Raw genomic sequence first — 15,593 nt, 5'->3', positions numbered from 1 at the left:
GCAGTTATGAATGATCCTTTAAAACAGCAGCAGGATGGGCATCTGGACAACCCGATGAATCATCCGGAAGAGCAGGCGACCGGTAGTGAAGGTTCGCCCAAATTTGGCCGCTTGTTGATTGTGTTGGTGCTGTCGGTGATATTGATCGGTTTCATCACGTTTGCCAGCGAATGGTTTTATAGCTGAAAATATTCCCGCGCAATACTAAAACGGCCTGTGGTCTCATCGAAATGAGAACACAGGCCGTTTTGTCGTATATGGGGTTACTGCGGGATTGCTGCAGGATTTCTATTTTTGATCTTCAACCTTTAGCTCAACCTGATGCGGGACACCGCTTTTCCCCGGGAAATCGGTAAATGCGCTGCGTATCATGTACGGCATCACGGCTGGCAGCGAATTCATCTTGCCTTGGCTGGAGACGGTAACGTCATACAGTTTCTGGCCGTTGCCGGCACGCGTGATCGCGATATTCAGGCGACGCTGGAATAACTGATAGTTGTATTCGCGTTGGCCTATAACTTGCGGTGCGTACCAGAACGGATCGTAAAACGGGCTGTACAGCCCTGGCCGGCCCCAGCCGTAAGGTCCGTAAGGGCCGGGCCACATCGGGTCGGCAACTACCGGCTCCACTACGCGGACGTCGTGCGCGGCGATGTCATAGAGAAGGGCGACTTTCAATTGTGGGCTGGTGTTGCCTGCAGGTATGAATCCCAGGCGCTGTAGTTCGGCGCCCACCAGATTTTCATAATTCCGATATTCCAGATCATTGCTCTGTGCCGCCGTGTGTTCGAACACATAGGACTTATTCGGCAAATCGGCCGGCCATTCGTTGAAGGCGGTAACGTCGCTGCGGATGACCGTGGCGCAGCCGCCCAGCAGTAGTGTAAGCGCAGCTAAACCGAGACTGATGATACGTTTCATGTAATTCCTCTTCGTGGGGGATGTGCAGGCCTGTTCCATGGTTTGCCTGATAGGCAGCATCTGGTGTTGGCAGCGTCAATTCTGTCTGACTGGCGGGCATCGCTGGACTATGTCATTTTAGCCAAGTCCTGATAGTGTTGCTCTATCACTTTGTGACACTCTGTAACTTCGGCGGCCGGCGCACAGTTCGATAGAAAAGAAACAGTGATTTTATGATAATTTTAACAAGTTTGCACTCTAGGCCTTTATTTGCAACTTATAGCCAAATCGGGCCAGATCTACGATAAGGTTGTCATCCCGTTGCAGTCCCGCTGCAAATTGCATGAAGCTTTGCGCTTTGATTGGTAGAATCACAGTCTGCCCGAATTATTGAGACTAACCGGCCACCTTGTCAGCCACGTTATTAACCAAATCATTGAGCAAGTCACTGAGCGATCCTTAGCAGACCCACTAGTTGCCGACTGTAGTTACCAGCCATAGTTATCAGCTGTAGTTATCAATCGCAGTTATCAAAATTAACCGTCACCAGACTACTCTCCATGCGCACAGACACCTCCGCCACACCACTAACCATCCTTCGTAAGGATTACACCGTTCCTGCCTTCCTGGTCGACACCGTCGACATGGGCTTCGACCTCGACCCCGCAGCGACCCGTATCGCCACCCGCATCACGATGCGCCGCAATCCAGCCAGCAGCAGCAAGGAAATCGTCTTGTTCGGCGAAGAACTGGAACTGGTGCAGTTGCGCCTCAACGGCAAGCAATTGAAACCTGGCCAGTACCAGCTGGAAGCGGGAAAATTGCGCATCGCCTCGGCGCCGGCCAAGGTCGTGCTGGAAATTGAAACGCTGACCAATCCGGAAAAAAATACGTCGTTGATGGGTTTGTATGTGTCCAACGGCAATTTTTTCACTCAGTGCGAAGCTGAAGGCTTCCGCAAGATTACCTATTTCCCGGACCGTCCCGATGTGATGGCCAAATACACCGTCATGCTGCGCGCCGACAAGAAAAAATATCCAGTGCTGCTGTCGAACGGCAATCTGATCGAAGAGGGCGATCTGGCCGACGGCCGCCACTATGCCAAGTGGGAAGACCCGTTCAAGAAGCCGTCCTATCTGTTTGCGCTGGTGGCGGGCAATCTGGTTTGCCAGGAACAAAAGTACACATTGAAATCCGGCCGCGAAGTCTTGCTGCAAGTCTGGGTAGAAGACGGCAACCTCGACAAGACCCAGCACGCCATGGACTCGCTGATCAACAGCATTCGCTGGGATGAAGAGCGCTTCGGCCTGGAGCTTGACCTGGATCGCTTCATGATCGTTGCCGTCGGCGACTTCAACATGGGCGCGATGGAAAACAAGGGCCTGAACATTTTCAATACCAAGTATGTCTTGGCTAATTCACGTATCGCTACCGATGTCGACTACGCCAATATCGAAGCTGTAGTCGGCCACGAATATTTCCACAACTGGACCGGTAACCGCGTCACCTGCCGCGACTGGTTCCAGCTGTCCTTGAAAGAGGGTTTGACTGTATTCCGCGACCAGGAATTTTCGGCGGACATGGTTGGTACCGACAGCGGCCGCGCGGTCAAGCGGATCGACGATGTGCGTGTCTTGCGCCAGGCGCAGTTCCCAGAAGACGCCGGCCCGATGGCGCATTCGGTGCGGCCTGATTCCTACGTCGAAATCAATAATTTCTACACCGTCACGATTTATGAAAAGGGCGCTGAAGTAGTGCGCATGTACCAGACTTTGTTTGGCCGCGACGGCTTCCGCAAGGGCATGGACCTGTACTTCGAACGCCACGATGGCCACGCAGTCGAATGCGATGATTTCCGCGCCGCGATGGTAGATGCCAACGGCCGCGACCTGAGCCAGTTCGAACGCTGGTACAGCCAGGCCGGCACGCCGCGGGTGCAAGTGCAGAGCAAATACGACGCTGCCAGGAAAACCTATGAGCTGACACTGTCGCAGACCTGCGCCGCAACACCGGGCCAGGTCAAGAAATTGCCGTTCCATATCCCGGTTGCGGTCGGCCTGCTCGACGCGAACGGCAAGGACATGGCGCTGCGCCTGAGCACGGACGGCAAAGGTAGTACCGCCGATGAAACTACGCGTGTACTTGAGTTGACCAAAGCGCAGCAGACTTTCCGTTTCGTCGATGTGGCCGAAGCGCCGGTGCCGTCGATCTTGCGTAATTTCTCTGCGCCGGTAGTGCTGGACGTTGAATACAGCGATGCCGAGCTGGCCTTCCTGCTGGCGCACGACAGCGATCCGTTCAATCGATGGGAAGCCGGTCAGCGCCTGGCTACCCGTAGCTTGCTGGCGTTGACTGCTGCGGTACAGGATGCCTCGCAAGGCGGCCATGTGCTGGCGCTGCAAGATGTCTTGAACAATGCAGCCTCGCATAGCGGCGCCTTGGGCACGGCATTCGGCTTGATACTTAACGACGCAACACTTGACGCCGCTTTCCGTGAGCAAGCCTTGACACTGCCATCGGAAGCGCTGCTGGCAGAGCAGACCGAAGTGATCGACCCGCAAGCGATCCACAGGTCGCGTCAATACCTGCGCGGCAAACTAGGCCGGGCGCTCAAGGATGATCTGTTGACCGCTTATCACGCCAACCAGACACCGGGCGCTTACAGCCCCGATGCAGAGGCGTCCGGCAAGCGCGCATTGAAGAACGTGGCCCTGTCGTATCTGATCCAGGCCGATGATGCCGACGCGCATGCACTGGCACAGCAACAATACGATAACGCCAACAACATGACCGACCGCTTGGCCGCACTGGTCGCGCTGACTAACAGCAGCGCGCCGGGGAAGGCCGCGGCCCTGGAAAAATTCTATAAGGATTTCGAACAGGAAGCGCTGGTTATCGACAAGTGGTTCGCTCTGCAAGCTACGGCTTACACTGCCGATGTTGCGGCTATCCGCACTTTGTCGGAACATCCAGCCTTCACGCTGAAAAATCCGAACCGTGCACGCAGCTTGATTTTTAGTTTCTGCGGCAGCAATCCGGTCAATTTCCATGCTGTCGACGGCAGCGGTTATGAATTCTGGGCAGACCAGGTGATCGCACTCAACGGTGTCAATCCGCAGGTTGCGGCGCGCCTGGCACGCAGTCTGGATCGCTGGCGCAAATATGCGCCGGCGCTGCAGGAAAAAATGCGTGCCGCTTTGCAGCGCGTCGCAGCAGCACCGAACTTGTCGAAAGATGTCCTGGAAGTCATCGGCAAAGCGCTAGCCAATTGAGTTTTTCATTTCACTGCATTTCAGTGAAAAGCCACAATAGAGAAAGAGCAATATGAAACGTATCAGTCTTACCCAGCATTTGATAGAGCAGCAACGTTTGCACAACAGCATTCCGGCAGAACTGCGCTTGCTGATCGAAGTAGTCGGCCGCGCCTGCAAAACCATCAGCCACGCCGTCGGCAAAGGTGCACTGGGTGAAGTGCTGGGCAGCGCCGACAGCGAGAACGTGCAAGGCGAAGTTCAGAAAAAGCTGGATATCATTTCCAATGAAATCCTGCTGGAAGCCAACGAGTGGGGTGGTCACCTGGCCGCCATGGCTTCGGAAGAAATGGAATCCATCCATCCGATTCCAAACCGCTATCCGCAAGGCGAATACTTGCTGTTGTTCGATCCGCTCGACGGCTCCAGCAATATCGATGTGAATGTCTCTATCGGCACTATTTTTTCGGTGCTGAAAGCGCCGGACGGCATGAGTTCACCGACCGAACAGGATTTCATGCAGTCAGGCCGCAAGCAGGTCGCTGCCGGCTACGCCGTGTACGGCCCGCAAACCATGCTGGTGCTGACTACAGGCAACGGCGTGCATTGTTTCACGTTGGACCGTGAGATGGGTTCGTGGGTATTGACCCAGCGCGACATGCAAATCCCGGCCGAGACCAAGGAATTCGCGATCAACTCTTCCAACGCTCGCCACTGGCATGCGCCGGTCACACGTTACGTCAACGAAATGCTGGCCGGCAGCACCGGTCCGCGTCAAAAAGATTTCAACATGCGCTGGATTGCATCGATGGTGGCCGACGTCCATCGTATCCTGAACCGCGGTGGCATCTTCATGTATCCGGCCGATGCGCGTGAACCGGACAAGCCAGGCAAGCTGCGCCTGATGTACGAAGCCAACCCGATGGCCTTCATCGTCGAACAAGCCGGCGGCGCGGCAACTGACGGCAAGCAGGCGATCCTGGATATCCAGCCTGAGAAATTGCACCAGCGTGTGCCGGTTTTCCTCGGTTCCAAGAGCGAAGTCGAACTGGTGACGCGGTACCATCAGGAATAATCAGGAACCCTCTCCGCAAAGCCTGGTCTGATGCAGATCAGGCACTTCGCGGAGTGCGATGACGGCAAAATGCCAGACCTAGTAAAATCGCATACCTGCAGCAAACGTACTTGCAGAAAAACGCATTTGCCGAAAACGCATTTGCAAAAAAATTATCAATGAATACAAGAGGAACAGATTGAAAACAGCACTAATCGGAGATAAGGATATCCCCGAATTCGATCACGATATCATGACCAATCTACTGATCAAGACGGTAGAGCTGAACGTTGTCAGGCAAGAGCAGATATTGCTCGGCATCCGCAATGCAAAACAAGAAATCTACCGCGTTATCGGCGCTTCCAGCAGCAAGCAGTTCATCAATGCGTCGGAAGAGTTGGAAGACCTGGGCTTGAGCAATGAATTGGACGAAGTGGATCGCGCCAAGAACGGCTACGACGCGATTTTCGGTTTAAGCGAGTAGCATTTCAGTTTGATACTGTCAGCTCAGTTCAGCGGACTGACAGGGTTTACAAGGGAAGATCGACACCTTCCGCCCTCCCTTCCTCCGCCAGTCCCCGGGCATGCCTGATTTGTGCTTTCGATTAGAGCAAATCTACTGGTAGCAGTGCATTTTTGGCTTCATTATATTTCCATATGGAAATATAATGACCGCTGCGTTCAACCAGGGGGAAACATAATAATGAAAGCAATCATTGCACTGACGGTGCTCACGATCATTGTCATGGCGGTTATCGCCGTGTTGACTCGGGAGAAGCAGGCGACTCAGCAGAAGCGCCGCGAATACATCAAGAAAAAGCCTTTGTCGAACAATGAGCAAGTCATGTACTGGCGTCTGGTCGGCGCATTGCCGGATTACATGGTGCTGGCACAAGTCGGCTTGAGCCGTTGCCTTGGCACTAAAGACAGTGGCGGCCTGGATACCCTGACATCGAAGAATCTGGATTTCGTGATTTGCGATAAAGCCAGTGACGTGGTTGCGGTAATTGAAATAGACACCAAGAATCATAACAACAAGACCCTCAGCAAAGAGGATGAGCAAAAGTACAAGGCGCTGAAAAAGGCCGGCATCGACATCATCAGGTGGCGCGCAAATTCACTGCCGAGTGAAGCTGACATCAGAGAACGGTTTACATTATTGGACCCGAGCAAAAAGCTGCGCGTGGTGAAAAGCAAGAGCCATCAAACCAGCATTTTTGGCATCGGCTTAGGAAAGTACCGCAATACCGGTGCGGGCTGAACTGCACAAGCTCAGTTTTTGACCAGATACTGCCGTCAGCCAAATCAAGGCTCGACTAGTACAGCTGAGCCGTGTCGACGGCCCGGCTTCAACGATACGTCTCATGCCGTCACCACGCAGTTACGGCCATGGTTTTTTGCGCGATAAAGACGCTCGTCCGCAGCACGGAAAATCGTGTCGATGGTCTTGCCATCATGCCCAAACTGCGATACGCCGATACTCACGGTGAGTATCACTTTGGGGACCGCGACGCTCGTAAACACGGCGTTTTCGGTGGTTGAACGGATGCGTTCGCCGATCGCCATTGCCACCTCCAGCGTTGCCTGCGGCAGTAAAATCATGAACTCCTCGCCACCCATGCGCGCCACTCTGTCATAGGGGCGAATCTCTTCCAGGCATTTCTGCACGAAGCCCTGCAACACTTCATCGCCTACCTGATGGCCGAAATGATCGTTGACGGACTTGAAATTATCCAGATCGAGCGCCAGCAGGGAAAACGACAGGTTGTCCCGTTTGGCCCTGGCGATTTCAGCATCCACGCATTCGATAAAATGACGCCGGTTGGAGGCGCCGGTCAAAGGATCGGTGGATGCCAGATGCTCCAGCATCTGGTTACTATGCTGTAATTCTTGCAATGCATTTTCTGTCCTGACCATCGCCATCGCCAGCCGATTCACCATTTCTTCCTGATTGTAGATATTGGCGAATGAACGCGTGGTGTGAAAAGCCTGGATGATGCCGTAGCTGAGGAAGAAAAAGCCGCCGGCAAAGACGGCATGCGCCAGCCACCACATATGATTCCACGGACGGCCAAGGATGAAGGCCAGCGATGACAAACCGAACAAAGCGATAGAAATCCCGAAAATCGTCATCAGCGGCGAGCGGATGCGCCCGACCAGCATGATAGTAAGGTTGACAGCGGAAAAGAACAGCGCACCGCCTTCCATCGTCAGGCGCACCGCCGGACTGCCGGCAATTGGCGAGTAGGCGACAATCGCGACCGCTATGTCGATCAGCAAGAACACCGCTACCCATATCAGCCATGAGCGCGGATTGACGCGTTGTTCCTGCGTGTCCGGTTCCAGGTTGAACGACAGCAAGCCAATCAGCAGCAGGATCGCCATGACAAAGCGGGATGCCGGACCATACAGCAGGAATAGCCAGATGTTGTGATGCGCCATGCCGGTAAACACGCCGTGCAGGGCATAGATCAGGGTGAAACCGAGAAAACCCAAGGTCAGCCAGCGCAACAGCGGTTCACCGGACGATAGATAGCAGCGCCAACTCACATAGGTAACAAAAAGACCTTCAAGGGTGGCCGCAGCAATGGCGATTTCATGGGCCAGATGGCTGTCGAATTTGAGCGCTGGATCCTGGAAGAAATACAGGTAGGCAATCAGGGCAGCGGGAGACAGTGCGAAGGCGGCAAGCAAGAAGCCGGCATAAAATTTGGTCACTCGGCGGATTGGCTCCGGCCGCACGCCGATTGTTGCGCTCATGTCCATATGCATCCTTCACCGAGATGATGGTTCCGTCATTTCCGTCGCATGGCGGCGGCACGTCAGTTCACAAATTTACAGTCGAAAACAAATTCCGGCAAGCAAGGTTGCAACCAATTTATATCACGTAGATCCTTGCGATGTAAGTGCTTGCAAAATAGATATCTTTTTAAGGCGGAGCAAATTCTGCTACCGCGCCGCGCATAGATAGCTGTAGCTGGAATTTCGCATAAGCATCTGTAAATTGATTCGTTCACGCCATACGGCATTCTCCGTAGCATCCAGTGCTATCGACATAACCTGTCATAACAGGTGGGAATGCATCATGAAAAATTTTCGTACGCTGCAGCTGTCGCCGGTTCCCCTGTATACCCAGGTCAGGGAAAATCTGCGCGAACGCATACTGGACGGTAGTTATGCGCCGCATGCCCAACTACCTGCGGAAAGTGAAATGAGCACGATTTTCGGGGTAAGCCGCATCACTATCCGCCAGGCCTTGAGCGATTTGCAGAAGGAGGGCGTGATTTTCAAGATTCCCGGCAAGGGCAGCTTCGTGTCGAAGCCGAAAGCCTTCCAGCAACTGACACAGTTGGAGGGCTTTGCCGAGGCGATGTCGCGCATGGGTTATGAAATCTACAATCAGGTAACCAGTCACAAGATTATCGAGGCGCCGCCTAAGGTGGCGCAGCAATTCGGGTTGAGCGCCGGCGCACCGATCACCGAAATCAAGCGCATCCGCTTTCTGAATCGCGAGCCGGTTTCCCTTGAGATTACTTATTTACCGCAGGAAATCGGTGAAAGTTTGCGCAAGGAAGACCTGGCGACGCGGGATATCTTTCTGATCTTGGAGAATGACTACGGCATCGCACTGGGCCATGCCGATTTGCAAATCGACGCCTTGCTGGCCGATGTCACCCTGGCGCATGCGTTGCGTGTGCCGGAAGGCACGGCATTACTGCGTCTACAGCGTTTGACGCATCGCGCCGACCGCACGCCGCTGGACTTCGAATACCTGTACTTCCGCGGCGATGCCTTCCAGTATCGCTTACAGATAGAGCGCAAAGCTGCCGCCGTCGTAGCCTCGCCACAGCCGACACGCAAGCTTGACAGCAAGACGCGCAGCAAGCGTGGTGCTGCCTCCGAATAACCGGGAACATCATGCAAACACAAATACAAACCGTAGACGTGCTGGTCATTGGCGGCGGCACCGCCGGGCCGATGGCCGCAGTCAAAGCCAAGGAAGCCAATCCCGCACTGCGTGTGCTGCTGCTTGAAAAGGCCAATGTCAAACGCAGCGGCGCGATTTCGATGGGGATGGATGGCTTGAACAATGCCGTGGTTCCCGGCCACGCCACGCCAACCCAATATGTGAAGGAAATCACGATCGCCAACGACGGTATCGTCAATCAAAAGACGGTAATGGCGTATGCCGAAAACAGCTTTTCGATGATAGAAGAACTGGATCGCTGGGGCGTCAAATTTGAAAAGGATGAAACCGGCGACTATGCAATGCGCAAGGTGCATCACATGGGTAGTTATGTACTGCCGATGCCGGAGGGCCACGACATCAAGAAAGTGCTGTATCGCCGCCTCAAGCGCACCCGGGTCGAGATTTCCAATCGGCTGGTAGTCACCCGGCTGTTGCTGGCGCAAGACGGCAGCATTGCCGGTGCGATGGCATTCGATTGCCGCACCGCGGATTTTCATGTGGTGCGCGCCAAGACGGTGATCCTCAGCACCGGTGCGGCGGGGCGCCTGGGCTTGCCTTCATCCGGCTACTTGTTCGGCACCTATGAGAATCCGACCAATGCCGGCGACGGTTACAGCATGGCTTATCACGCCGGCGCCGAGCTCAGCGGCATAGAGTGCTTCCAGATCAATCCCTTGATCAAGGACTACAACGGTCCGGCGTGCGCCTATGTCACCGGGCCGTTTGGTGGCTATACCACCAACAGCAAGGGCGAGCGCTTCATCGAATGCGATTACTGGAGCGGCCAGATGATGATGGAGTTCTATCGCGAACTGCAAGGCGGCAACGGGCCGGTATTCCTCAAGTTGAATCACCTGGCGGAAGAAACCATCAGCACCATAGAAACCATCTTGCACACCAATGAACGCCCAAGCCGCGGCCGCTTCCATGCCGGGCGCGGAACCGACTATCGAGAACAGATGGTGGAAATGCATATCTCCGAAATCGGCTTGTGCAGCGGTCATTCGGCATCCGGGGTGTGGGTCAATGAACATGCGGAAACCACGGTCGCCGGCCTGTATGCCGCCGGCGACCTGGCATGCGTTCCGCACAACTACATGCTGGGTGCTTTCGTCTACGGTAAGCTGGCCGGAGAAAGCGCGGCGCGGCATTGCGCCGGGCACGAGCTGGCCGAGCTCGATGAGCAGCAGGTCGAGACCGAGAGAACCCGTGTCTTGGCGCCGCTGTCGCGTACCGATGGCTTGCCGCCGGCGCAGGTGGAATACAAGTTGCGGCGCATGGTCAACGATTATCTGCAACCGCCAAAGGTGACGCGCAAGATGGAGATCGGCCTGAGCCGCTTCGAAGCCATCAGCGCAGATCTGGAACGCCTTTCTGCCAGCAATCCGCATGAGCTGATGCGAGCGATGGAAGTGCATGCGATCCGCGATTGCGCCGAGATGGCGGCGCGCGCCTCGCTGTATCGCACCGAAAGCCGTTGGGGTTTGTATCACGACCGGGTCGATTACCCGGAACGCAACGACAAAGATTGGTTTGTCCATGTCCAGGTGAAACGGGAAAACGGTCGCATGACCTGCTTCAAGCGTCCGATCGAGCCCTATATCGTCGCGCTGGACGAGCAGGAAAAAGACGCTTACCGGCACCTGCGCGTCAAGGTCGAAGCCGAATCAAAGTCAGAACCGTCGATAGTCAACTAGGAGATAACCATGCCGCTAGCTTTCAGCCCATCCAGCGTCCCGGTCACGGTCGACGCGGATAAATGCATCGCCCATAAAGGCTGCACAGTCTGCGTCGACGTTTGCCCGCTCGATGTGCTGGCCATCGACATGATCAAGGGCAAGGCCTACATGAAATTCGACGAATGCTGGTACTGCATGCCATGCGAACAGGATTGCCCGACCGGCGCCGTGCAGGTCGATATTCCCTATCTGTTGCGCTGACACCAGCGCAAGCCATCGCCCGCTGTTTCCAATTTCTATCTTTTATACCAAGCCATATAGGGAGAAACAAATATGCATTTGAATCGATCCATGAGCGCGCTGTCAGTCTTGTTCGTGCTGGCATCCGGAGCGGCCCGGGCGGAAACCATCCGCGTCGCAATCGGCACCCAGGATACAACGATCAATTGCGCTACCGGGGGTGTACTGATACGCGAACTGAAATTGCTGGAGAAATACTTGCCGCATGATGGCAAGTACAAGGATGTAAATTATCAGATCGAATGGAAAAATTTTACTTCCGGCGCGCCGCTGACCAGTGAAATGGTAGCCGGAAAACTTGATATCGGATCGATGGCCGATTTCCCCGGCGCATTGAATGGCGCCACGTTTCAAAAAGCCGGCAGGAAGAGTGTTTTCATCAACGTCTTATCCGGCAGCACCATTGGCAGCGGCAACGGCATCGTGGTCCCCAAGGCATCGTCGGTGCAGTCGCTGGCAGATTTGAAAGGCAAGACCATTTCCGTGCCGTTCGCCTCCACCGCGCATGGTTTGCTGTTGCGCGCGGTGAAAGCGCAAGGCTGGGATCCGGAGAAAGACATCACCATCGTCACCCAGGCGCCTGAAATTGCCGGGCCGGCATTGCAAGCCAACAAAATCGATGCCCACGCCGACTTTGTTCCGTTTGCCGAACTGTTTCCGTATCGCGGTTATGCACGTAAGGTTTACGATGGTTCGCAGGCCAATGCCGCCACTTTCCACGGCACTTTGGCGGATGCCGAATATGCAAAAAAATATCCAGAAATAGTTGTCGCATTCGAACGCGCGGCAATCGAGGCCGACCGCCTGTTTGCGGCGGAACCAGAGAGATACAGTGAACTGGTGGCCAAGAACACCGGTATCGATGCCGAAGTGATTTACCTGTTTCATGGGCCGCAGGGCTTGCAGACCAGGGATCTGAGCTGGAAGCCGGAATATCGCCAGGCGCTGAAGACGGCGATAGAAACCCTGCGTTTGTTGAAGCGAGTCGACAGTGACCTCGACGTAAACGCTTTCATCGATGATCGCTACGTGCGCTCCGCCTTTCAGCAAGCCAACCTTAATTACGAAGCCCAACTGAAAAACTATGCGAAACAACCATTGACGGCAAAAGATGCGCGCACCGGCAAGACCATCGAGGATACACAACGCGTTGCCCAGATCTGGGTCCAGGGAGAAGCCCGCGTGCGTAGCTACGCCTCGCCGGAGTCGGCATTCCTCGATCTCCCCGGGCTGGAGCAGAGTGGCAAGAAAATCCGCGTGATCTACGGCACCGATCGCAGCAACGGTCTGAAACTGTTTGCCAGCGATGGCTGGTACGTCGTCAATGGAAAAGAGATCAATGCGTTCCTGTTGAAAGAGACGGCCGAAGCTTGGGTCAAGCGGCATGGCGGCAAGATCGCCGACTATGCCGCTGCCCGGGCTGCCGTCTGAAGAAGATCATATGACAGCCTTTATTTTGCGCTCTGCGTGGCGATTGCCAATCGGACGTCCGGCAATCCTGCGGCCGCTGTTGAAACTGGTATCGCTCATCGTATGTGTGCTGGCCTGGCAATGGGCCGCCGGGCATCGTCTCGATCTGGGCCTGATCACCTTCAGCAACGTACCGGCTCCGCTTGAAGTGGCGGCGGCGGCTTGGGAGTTTTTGCATTCACCGAAATTGCTGCAGCATGTGGGCAGCAGTCTGCTGCGCGTTTTTGCCGGATTCGGCATTGCTGCGGTGGCCGGTATAGTCCTCGGGCTGTTGATCGGACGGTCGCAGCTGCTGCAAGACAGCTTGCTGCCGCCACTGGAAGTGTTGCGGCCGATACCCGCCGTAGCGTGGATTCCACTGGCGATCCTGATGTTTCCATCGTCGGAAATGTCGATGGTTTGTATCACCTTCCTCGGTGCGTTGTTTCCGATCCTGCTCAATACGATCCACGGTGTGGAAGGGATTGATGCGCGGCTGATAGCCTCCGCCAAGAGTTTGGGCTGCGGCAAGCGCGCCATATTTTCAGAAGTGGTTTTCCCTGCGGCAGCGCCCAGCATCGTCACAGGCTTGTCGATCGGCATGGGGACCGCCTGGTTTTGCCTGGTGACTGCAGAAATGATTTCCGGCCAATACGGCATCGGCTATTTCACCTGGGCCTCCTATACCGTGCAAAATTACCCGGAGATCGTGGTTGGCATGTTGTTCATCGGTTTGCTGGGAATGGGCAGCAGCGCCTTGATCCGCTGGCTGGGTACGGCCTTGATGCCCTGGTATCTGCAGGAGAAGAGAAAATGACTATAGTCAACGGCAAGCTAGCCATTGACCGGCTGCATATCCGATTGGGGCGCGGCGAGCGTGCGTTCGATGCCGTTCGTGATATTTCGTTCACGGTTGAACCAGGCCAGCTGGTGTGCCTGCTGGGTCCGTCCGGTTGCGGAAAATCGACCTTGCTGGGCGCCATCGCAGGCCACCTGAGCAGCGCCGCCGGCAGCATCCGGCTAGATGGCGAAACGGTCGACGGACCGCATCCGGACCGCGGCCTGGTATTTCAGCACCATACGCTGTTCCCATGGAAGAATGTGCTCGACAACGTCGCCTTCGGACTCAAGATGCAAGGCGTTAGACGCGCCGAGCGTAACCGGCGTGCGCAGGAATTGCTGGAACTGGTCGGCTTGGCAGGCTACGAACGTTCGTATCCGGCGCAGCTGTCGGGCGGCATGCAGCAACGGGTGGAAATCGCGCGGGTGCTGATCAACCGTCCCAAGGTATTGCTGATGGATGAACCGTTTGGCGCGCTCGATGCGCAAACTCGCCTGATGATGCAGCAGCTGCTGTTGCAGGTATGGTCGTCGATCCGCACTTCGATCATTTTCATTACCCACGATATCGATGAGGCGTTATTTCTGGCAGACCGGCTGTTCGTGATGAGCGCCCATCCCGGCCGCATTATCGAAGAGCTTGATATCGATTTCGCTCGGCCGCGCAGCCCCCAACTGGTGACTTCCACGGATTTCGTCGCGCTCAAGGCGCGTTGCCTCGCACTGCTGCATCCGCAGCGTGACATGCTGTCTCTGGAACGGCTCAGCCCGCTCGGAGTGATCCACGCCAGGCAACTGCGATTCGCTATATGAACCACGGCGCCATATTCATGAAGGAAATACCTTTGAGCCATCCCCCCGACACAGCACCTGGGCTGCAAGCCATCAGCACAAGGCTGCAATCGCCGGACAGTGAAATCCGGCGCATCGCCATCCTCGATCTGACCGACTTTGCCGGCGATGAGCATGTCTACTTGTTTGTCAGCGCCTTGGACGATACATCGCCACCGGTGCGCCGTGAAGCTGCGGCTGCGCTGCAGGCGTTCGAATGCGAGCAGGGCGTTGCCGCCCTGGTTAAACTGCTTGGCGACGAAGATCCCGAAGTCCGCAATGCCGCCTCGGACAGCCTGAGCGACTTGAAGCTGGCTTCATCCGCGTCATATCTGTTACCTGCCGTTTCGCATCCGTTGCCGCAGGTGCGAGCATCCGCGCTGCGTGCATTGAAACCTTTGCGAGTGATGGCCAGCTATCAAGCGGCAATCGCGGCCCTGTCAGACCAGGACGCCGTCGTCCGGCGTGAAGCGGTAGCCGTGCTAGGCTATTTGAAACATCCGCAGGCATTGGCGTCGCTGCAGGCTTTGTTATGCAGCGACAGCGATGCCGGCGTGCGCCGCGCGGCCGCGGGAGCGCTGGGTTATGCCAGCGATGAAAATGGTCTGCCTGCGCTATTGAAGGGCTTGCATGACGAAGCCTGGCAAGTCCGCGAAGAAGCGGCAACCACGATAGGCAAGCTGCGTCTGCAGGCGGCGATCGACCCGCTGATCGACAGCTTGCAGGACGCCTACTGGCAAGTGCGCTTGCGTGCCGCACGTAGCCTTGGACGATTACGTAACCCGTCAGCGGTAGCTGCGCTGCTAACGTTGCTGTCGCATCAAATCAGCAACTTGCGCAAGGAAGCGGCGCTGGCGCTGGGTGAAATCGGTTCGAGGCTAGCATTGGACGAATTGGAAAAACATCAAGCCGATCCGGACCCGGAAGTCAGAAAATCCGTACGCCTCGCCATACGGCAGATCAACACCACGTCAATTTAATGAAACAGGTCGGCACACTAAATTATCTGCGCAACAGCAATTTGCTTGAGATTGTCTGGCTGGATGGGCGCAGCCTACAGATCGAAGGTCAGAAATTGCGGCTGGCCTGCAAGTGCGGAGATTGCAGCAGCGATCGCCAGCGGGATTTGCCACCGGCGGATGCTGAGCGCGCATTCCGGGTAAAGGCGATTGAAGCTGTCGGCAGTTACGGGATACGGCTGTTTTTCGAAGATGGCCACAATCGTGGGATTTATCCGTGGCGCTATCTGGAGCAGATCGGTGATATGGATATAGAGCGTCGACTGCCTATATGATGGTGAAAACTTAAAACGGAGCACT

At 55.6% G+C, this 15,593-nt stretch carries 15 protein-coding genes; 13 read left to right on the top strand and 2 right to left on the bottom strand.

The window, feature by feature from the left end; genetic code table 11:
- Positions 1–6: 6 nt before the first annotated feature.
- A complete protein-coding gene (locus KHU29_RS07140; RefSeq protein WP_211452147.1) occupies positions 7–186 on the top strand; it encodes a hypothetical protein in 180 nt (59 codons plus the stop codon).
- Positions 187–288: 102 nt separating this feature from the next.
- Here KHU29_RS07140 and KHU29_RS07135 read toward each other — a convergent pair whose 3' ends face one another.
- Positions 289–921, bottom strand: a complete 633-nt coding sequence (locus KHU29_RS07135; protein WP_211452146.1) for a DUF4136 domain-containing protein — start codon at positions 919–921, stop codon at positions 289–291.
- 539 nt (positions 922–1,460) lie between these two features.
- On the opposite strand from KHU29_RS07135, the gene pepN reads away from it, so the two are divergent.
- The 4 genes from pepN (at position 1,461) to KHU29_RS07115 (ending at position 6,466) form a co-directional block, all read left to right on the top strand.
- Positions 1,461–4,172: an aminopeptidase N gene (pepN, locus tag KHU29_RS07130; protein WP_211452145.1), complete on the top strand. Its 2,712-nt coding sequence runs from the start codon at positions 1,461–1,463 to the stop codon at positions 4,170–4,172.
- Positions 4,173–4,224: 52 nt separating this feature from the next.
- The gene (locus KHU29_RS07125; protein WP_211452144.1) at positions 4,225–5,226 is read left to right on the top strand and encodes a class 1 fructose-bisphosphatase; all 1,002 of its coding nucleotides are present in this window, start codon (positions 4,225–4,227) and stop codon (positions 5,224–5,226) included.
- A gap of 178 nt (positions 5,227–5,404) precedes the next feature.
- A complete protein-coding gene (locus tag KHU29_RS07120) occupies positions 5,405–5,689 on the top strand; it encodes a hypothetical protein (RefSeq protein WP_211452143.1) in 285 nt (94 codons plus the stop codon).
- 219 nt (positions 5,690–5,908) lie between these two features.
- Positions 5,909–6,466, top strand: coding sequence for a DUF2726 domain-containing protein (locus tag KHU29_RS07115; protein WP_211452142.1), 558 nt, complete (start codon positions 5,909–5,911; stop codon positions 6,464–6,466).
- A 101-nt stretch (positions 6,467–6,567) separates the two neighbouring features.
- Here the strand turns inward: KHU29_RS07115 and KHU29_RS07110 are convergent, their stop codons facing one another.
- Entirely contained in the window at positions 6,568–7,971 is a 1,404-nt protein-coding gene (locus KHU29_RS07110; protein WP_425514451.1) for a GGDEF domain-containing protein, read from the bottom strand.
- Positions 7,972–8,290: 319 nt separating this feature from the next.
- On the opposite strand from KHU29_RS07110, the gene KHU29_RS07105 reads away from it, so the two are divergent.
- The 8 genes from KHU29_RS07105 to KHU29_RS07070 all read left to right on the top strand — a co-directional run bounded on the left by KHU29_RS07105 (position 8,291) and on the right by KHU29_RS07070 (position 15,568).
- The gene (locus tag KHU29_RS07105) at positions 8,291–9,112 is read left to right on the top strand and encodes a GntR family transcriptional regulator (RefSeq protein WP_211452140.1); all 822 of its coding nucleotides are present in this window, start codon (positions 8,291–8,293) and stop codon (positions 9,110–9,112) included.
- Between the two features lie 11 nt (positions 9,113–9,123).
- Positions 9,124–10,872, top strand: a complete 1,749-nt coding sequence (locus KHU29_RS07100; RefSeq protein WP_211452139.1) for a fumarate reductase/succinate dehydrogenase flavoprotein subunit — start codon at positions 9,124–9,126, stop codon at positions 10,870–10,872.
- 9 nt (positions 10,873–10,881) lie between these two features.
- Positions 10,882–11,115 carry a 4Fe-4S dicluster domain-containing protein gene (locus KHU29_RS07095; RefSeq protein ID WP_211452138.1) on the top strand — a complete coding sequence of 78 codons (234 nt, stop codon included), beginning with the start codon at positions 10,882–10,884 and terminating at the stop codon, positions 11,113–11,115.
- 90 nt (positions 11,116–11,205) lie between these two features.
- Positions 11,206–12,585 (top strand): ABC transporter substrate-binding protein, encoded by a 1,380-nt coding sequence (locus KHU29_RS07090; RefSeq protein ID WP_246541644.1) that lies wholly within the window; start codon positions 11,206–11,208, stop codon positions 12,583–12,585.
- Positions 12,586–12,595: 10 nt separating this feature from the next.
- Entirely contained in the window at positions 12,596–13,420 is an 825-nt protein-coding gene (locus KHU29_RS07085) for an ABC transporter permease (protein WP_211452136.1), read from the top strand.
- Positions 13,417–14,256, top strand: a complete 840-nt coding sequence (locus KHU29_RS07080) for an ABC transporter ATP-binding protein (protein WP_211452135.1) — start codon at positions 13,417–13,419, stop codon at positions 14,254–14,256. Before KHU29_RS07085 ends, KHU29_RS07080 begins: the two co-directional genes overlap by 4 nt.
- Positions 14,257–14,288: 32 nt before the next feature.
- On the top strand, positions 14,289–15,254 hold the full coding sequence (locus KHU29_RS07075; protein ID WP_246541643.1) for a HEAT repeat domain-containing protein: 966 nt from the start codon (positions 14,289–14,291) through the stop codon (positions 15,252–15,254).
- Positions 15,254–15,568, top strand: coding sequence for a DUF971 domain-containing protein (locus KHU29_RS07070; RefSeq protein WP_211452133.1), 315 nt, complete (start codon positions 15,254–15,256; stop codon positions 15,566–15,568). Before KHU29_RS07075 ends, KHU29_RS07070 begins: the two co-directional genes overlap by 1 nt.
- The last annotated feature ends 25 nt before the right edge of the window (positions 15,569–15,593 follow it).

The organism is Collimonas antrihumi (assembly GCF_018304965.1).
GTDB lineage: Bacteria > Pseudomonadota > Gammaproteobacteria > Burkholderiales > Burkholderiaceae_D > Collimonas > Collimonas antrihumi.
This window is presented reverse-complemented; position numbering and strand designations above follow the sequence as displayed.

What these genes read in the sequence shown, in the direction of transcription:
- KHU29_RS07070 (WP_211452133.1), top strand. Translation starts at nt 15,254, where the DNA reads ATGAAACAGGTCGGCACACTAAATTATCTGCGCAACAGCAATTTGCTT.
- KHU29_RS07080 (WP_211452135.1), top strand. Translation starts at nt 13,417, where the DNA reads ATGACTATAGTCAACGGCAAGCTAGCCATTGACCGGCTGCATATCCGA.
- KHU29_RS07140 (WP_211452147.1), top strand. Translation starts at nt 7, where the DNA reads ATGAATGATCCTTTAAAACAGCAGCAGGATGGGCATCTGGACAACCCG.
- KHU29_RS07095 (WP_211452138.1), top strand. Translation starts at nt 10,882, where the DNA reads ATGCCGCTAGCTTTCAGCCCATCCAGCGTCCCGGTCACGGTCGACGCG.
- KHU29_RS07125 (WP_211452144.1), top strand. Translation starts at nt 4,225, where the DNA reads ATGAAACGTATCAGTCTTACCCAGCATTTGATAGAGCAGCAACGTTTG.
- KHU29_RS07100 (WP_211452139.1), top strand. Translation starts at nt 9,124, where the DNA reads ATGCAAACACAAATACAAACCGTAGACGTGCTGGTCATTGGCGGCGGC.
- KHU29_RS07105 (WP_211452140.1), top strand. Translation starts at nt 8,291, where the DNA reads ATGAAAAATTTTCGTACGCTGCAGCTGTCGCCGGTTCCCCTGTATACC.
- KHU29_RS07115 (WP_211452142.1), top strand. Translation starts at nt 5,909, where the DNA reads ATGAAAGCAATCATTGCACTGACGGTGCTCACGATCATTGTCATGGCG.
- KHU29_RS07110 (WP_425514451.1), bottom strand. Translation starts at nt 7,971, where the DNA reads ATGGACATGAGCGCAACAATCGGCGTGCGGCCGGAGCCAATCCGCCGA.
- KHU29_RS07135 (WP_211452146.1), bottom strand. Translation starts at nt 921, where the DNA reads ATGAAACGTATCATCAGTCTCGGTTTAGCTGCGCTTACACTACTGCTG.
- KHU29_RS07085 (WP_211452136.1), top strand. Translation starts at nt 12,596, where the DNA reads ATGACAGCCTTTATTTTGCGCTCTGCGTGGCGATTGCCAATCGGACGT.
- pepN (WP_211452145.1), top strand. Translation starts at nt 1,461, where the DNA reads ATGCGCACAGACACCTCCGCCACACCACTAACCATCCTTCGTAAGGAT.
- KHU29_RS07090 (WP_246541644.1), top strand. Translation starts at nt 11,206, where the DNA reads ATGAGCGCGCTGTCAGTCTTGTTCGTGCTGGCATCCGGAGCGGCCCGG.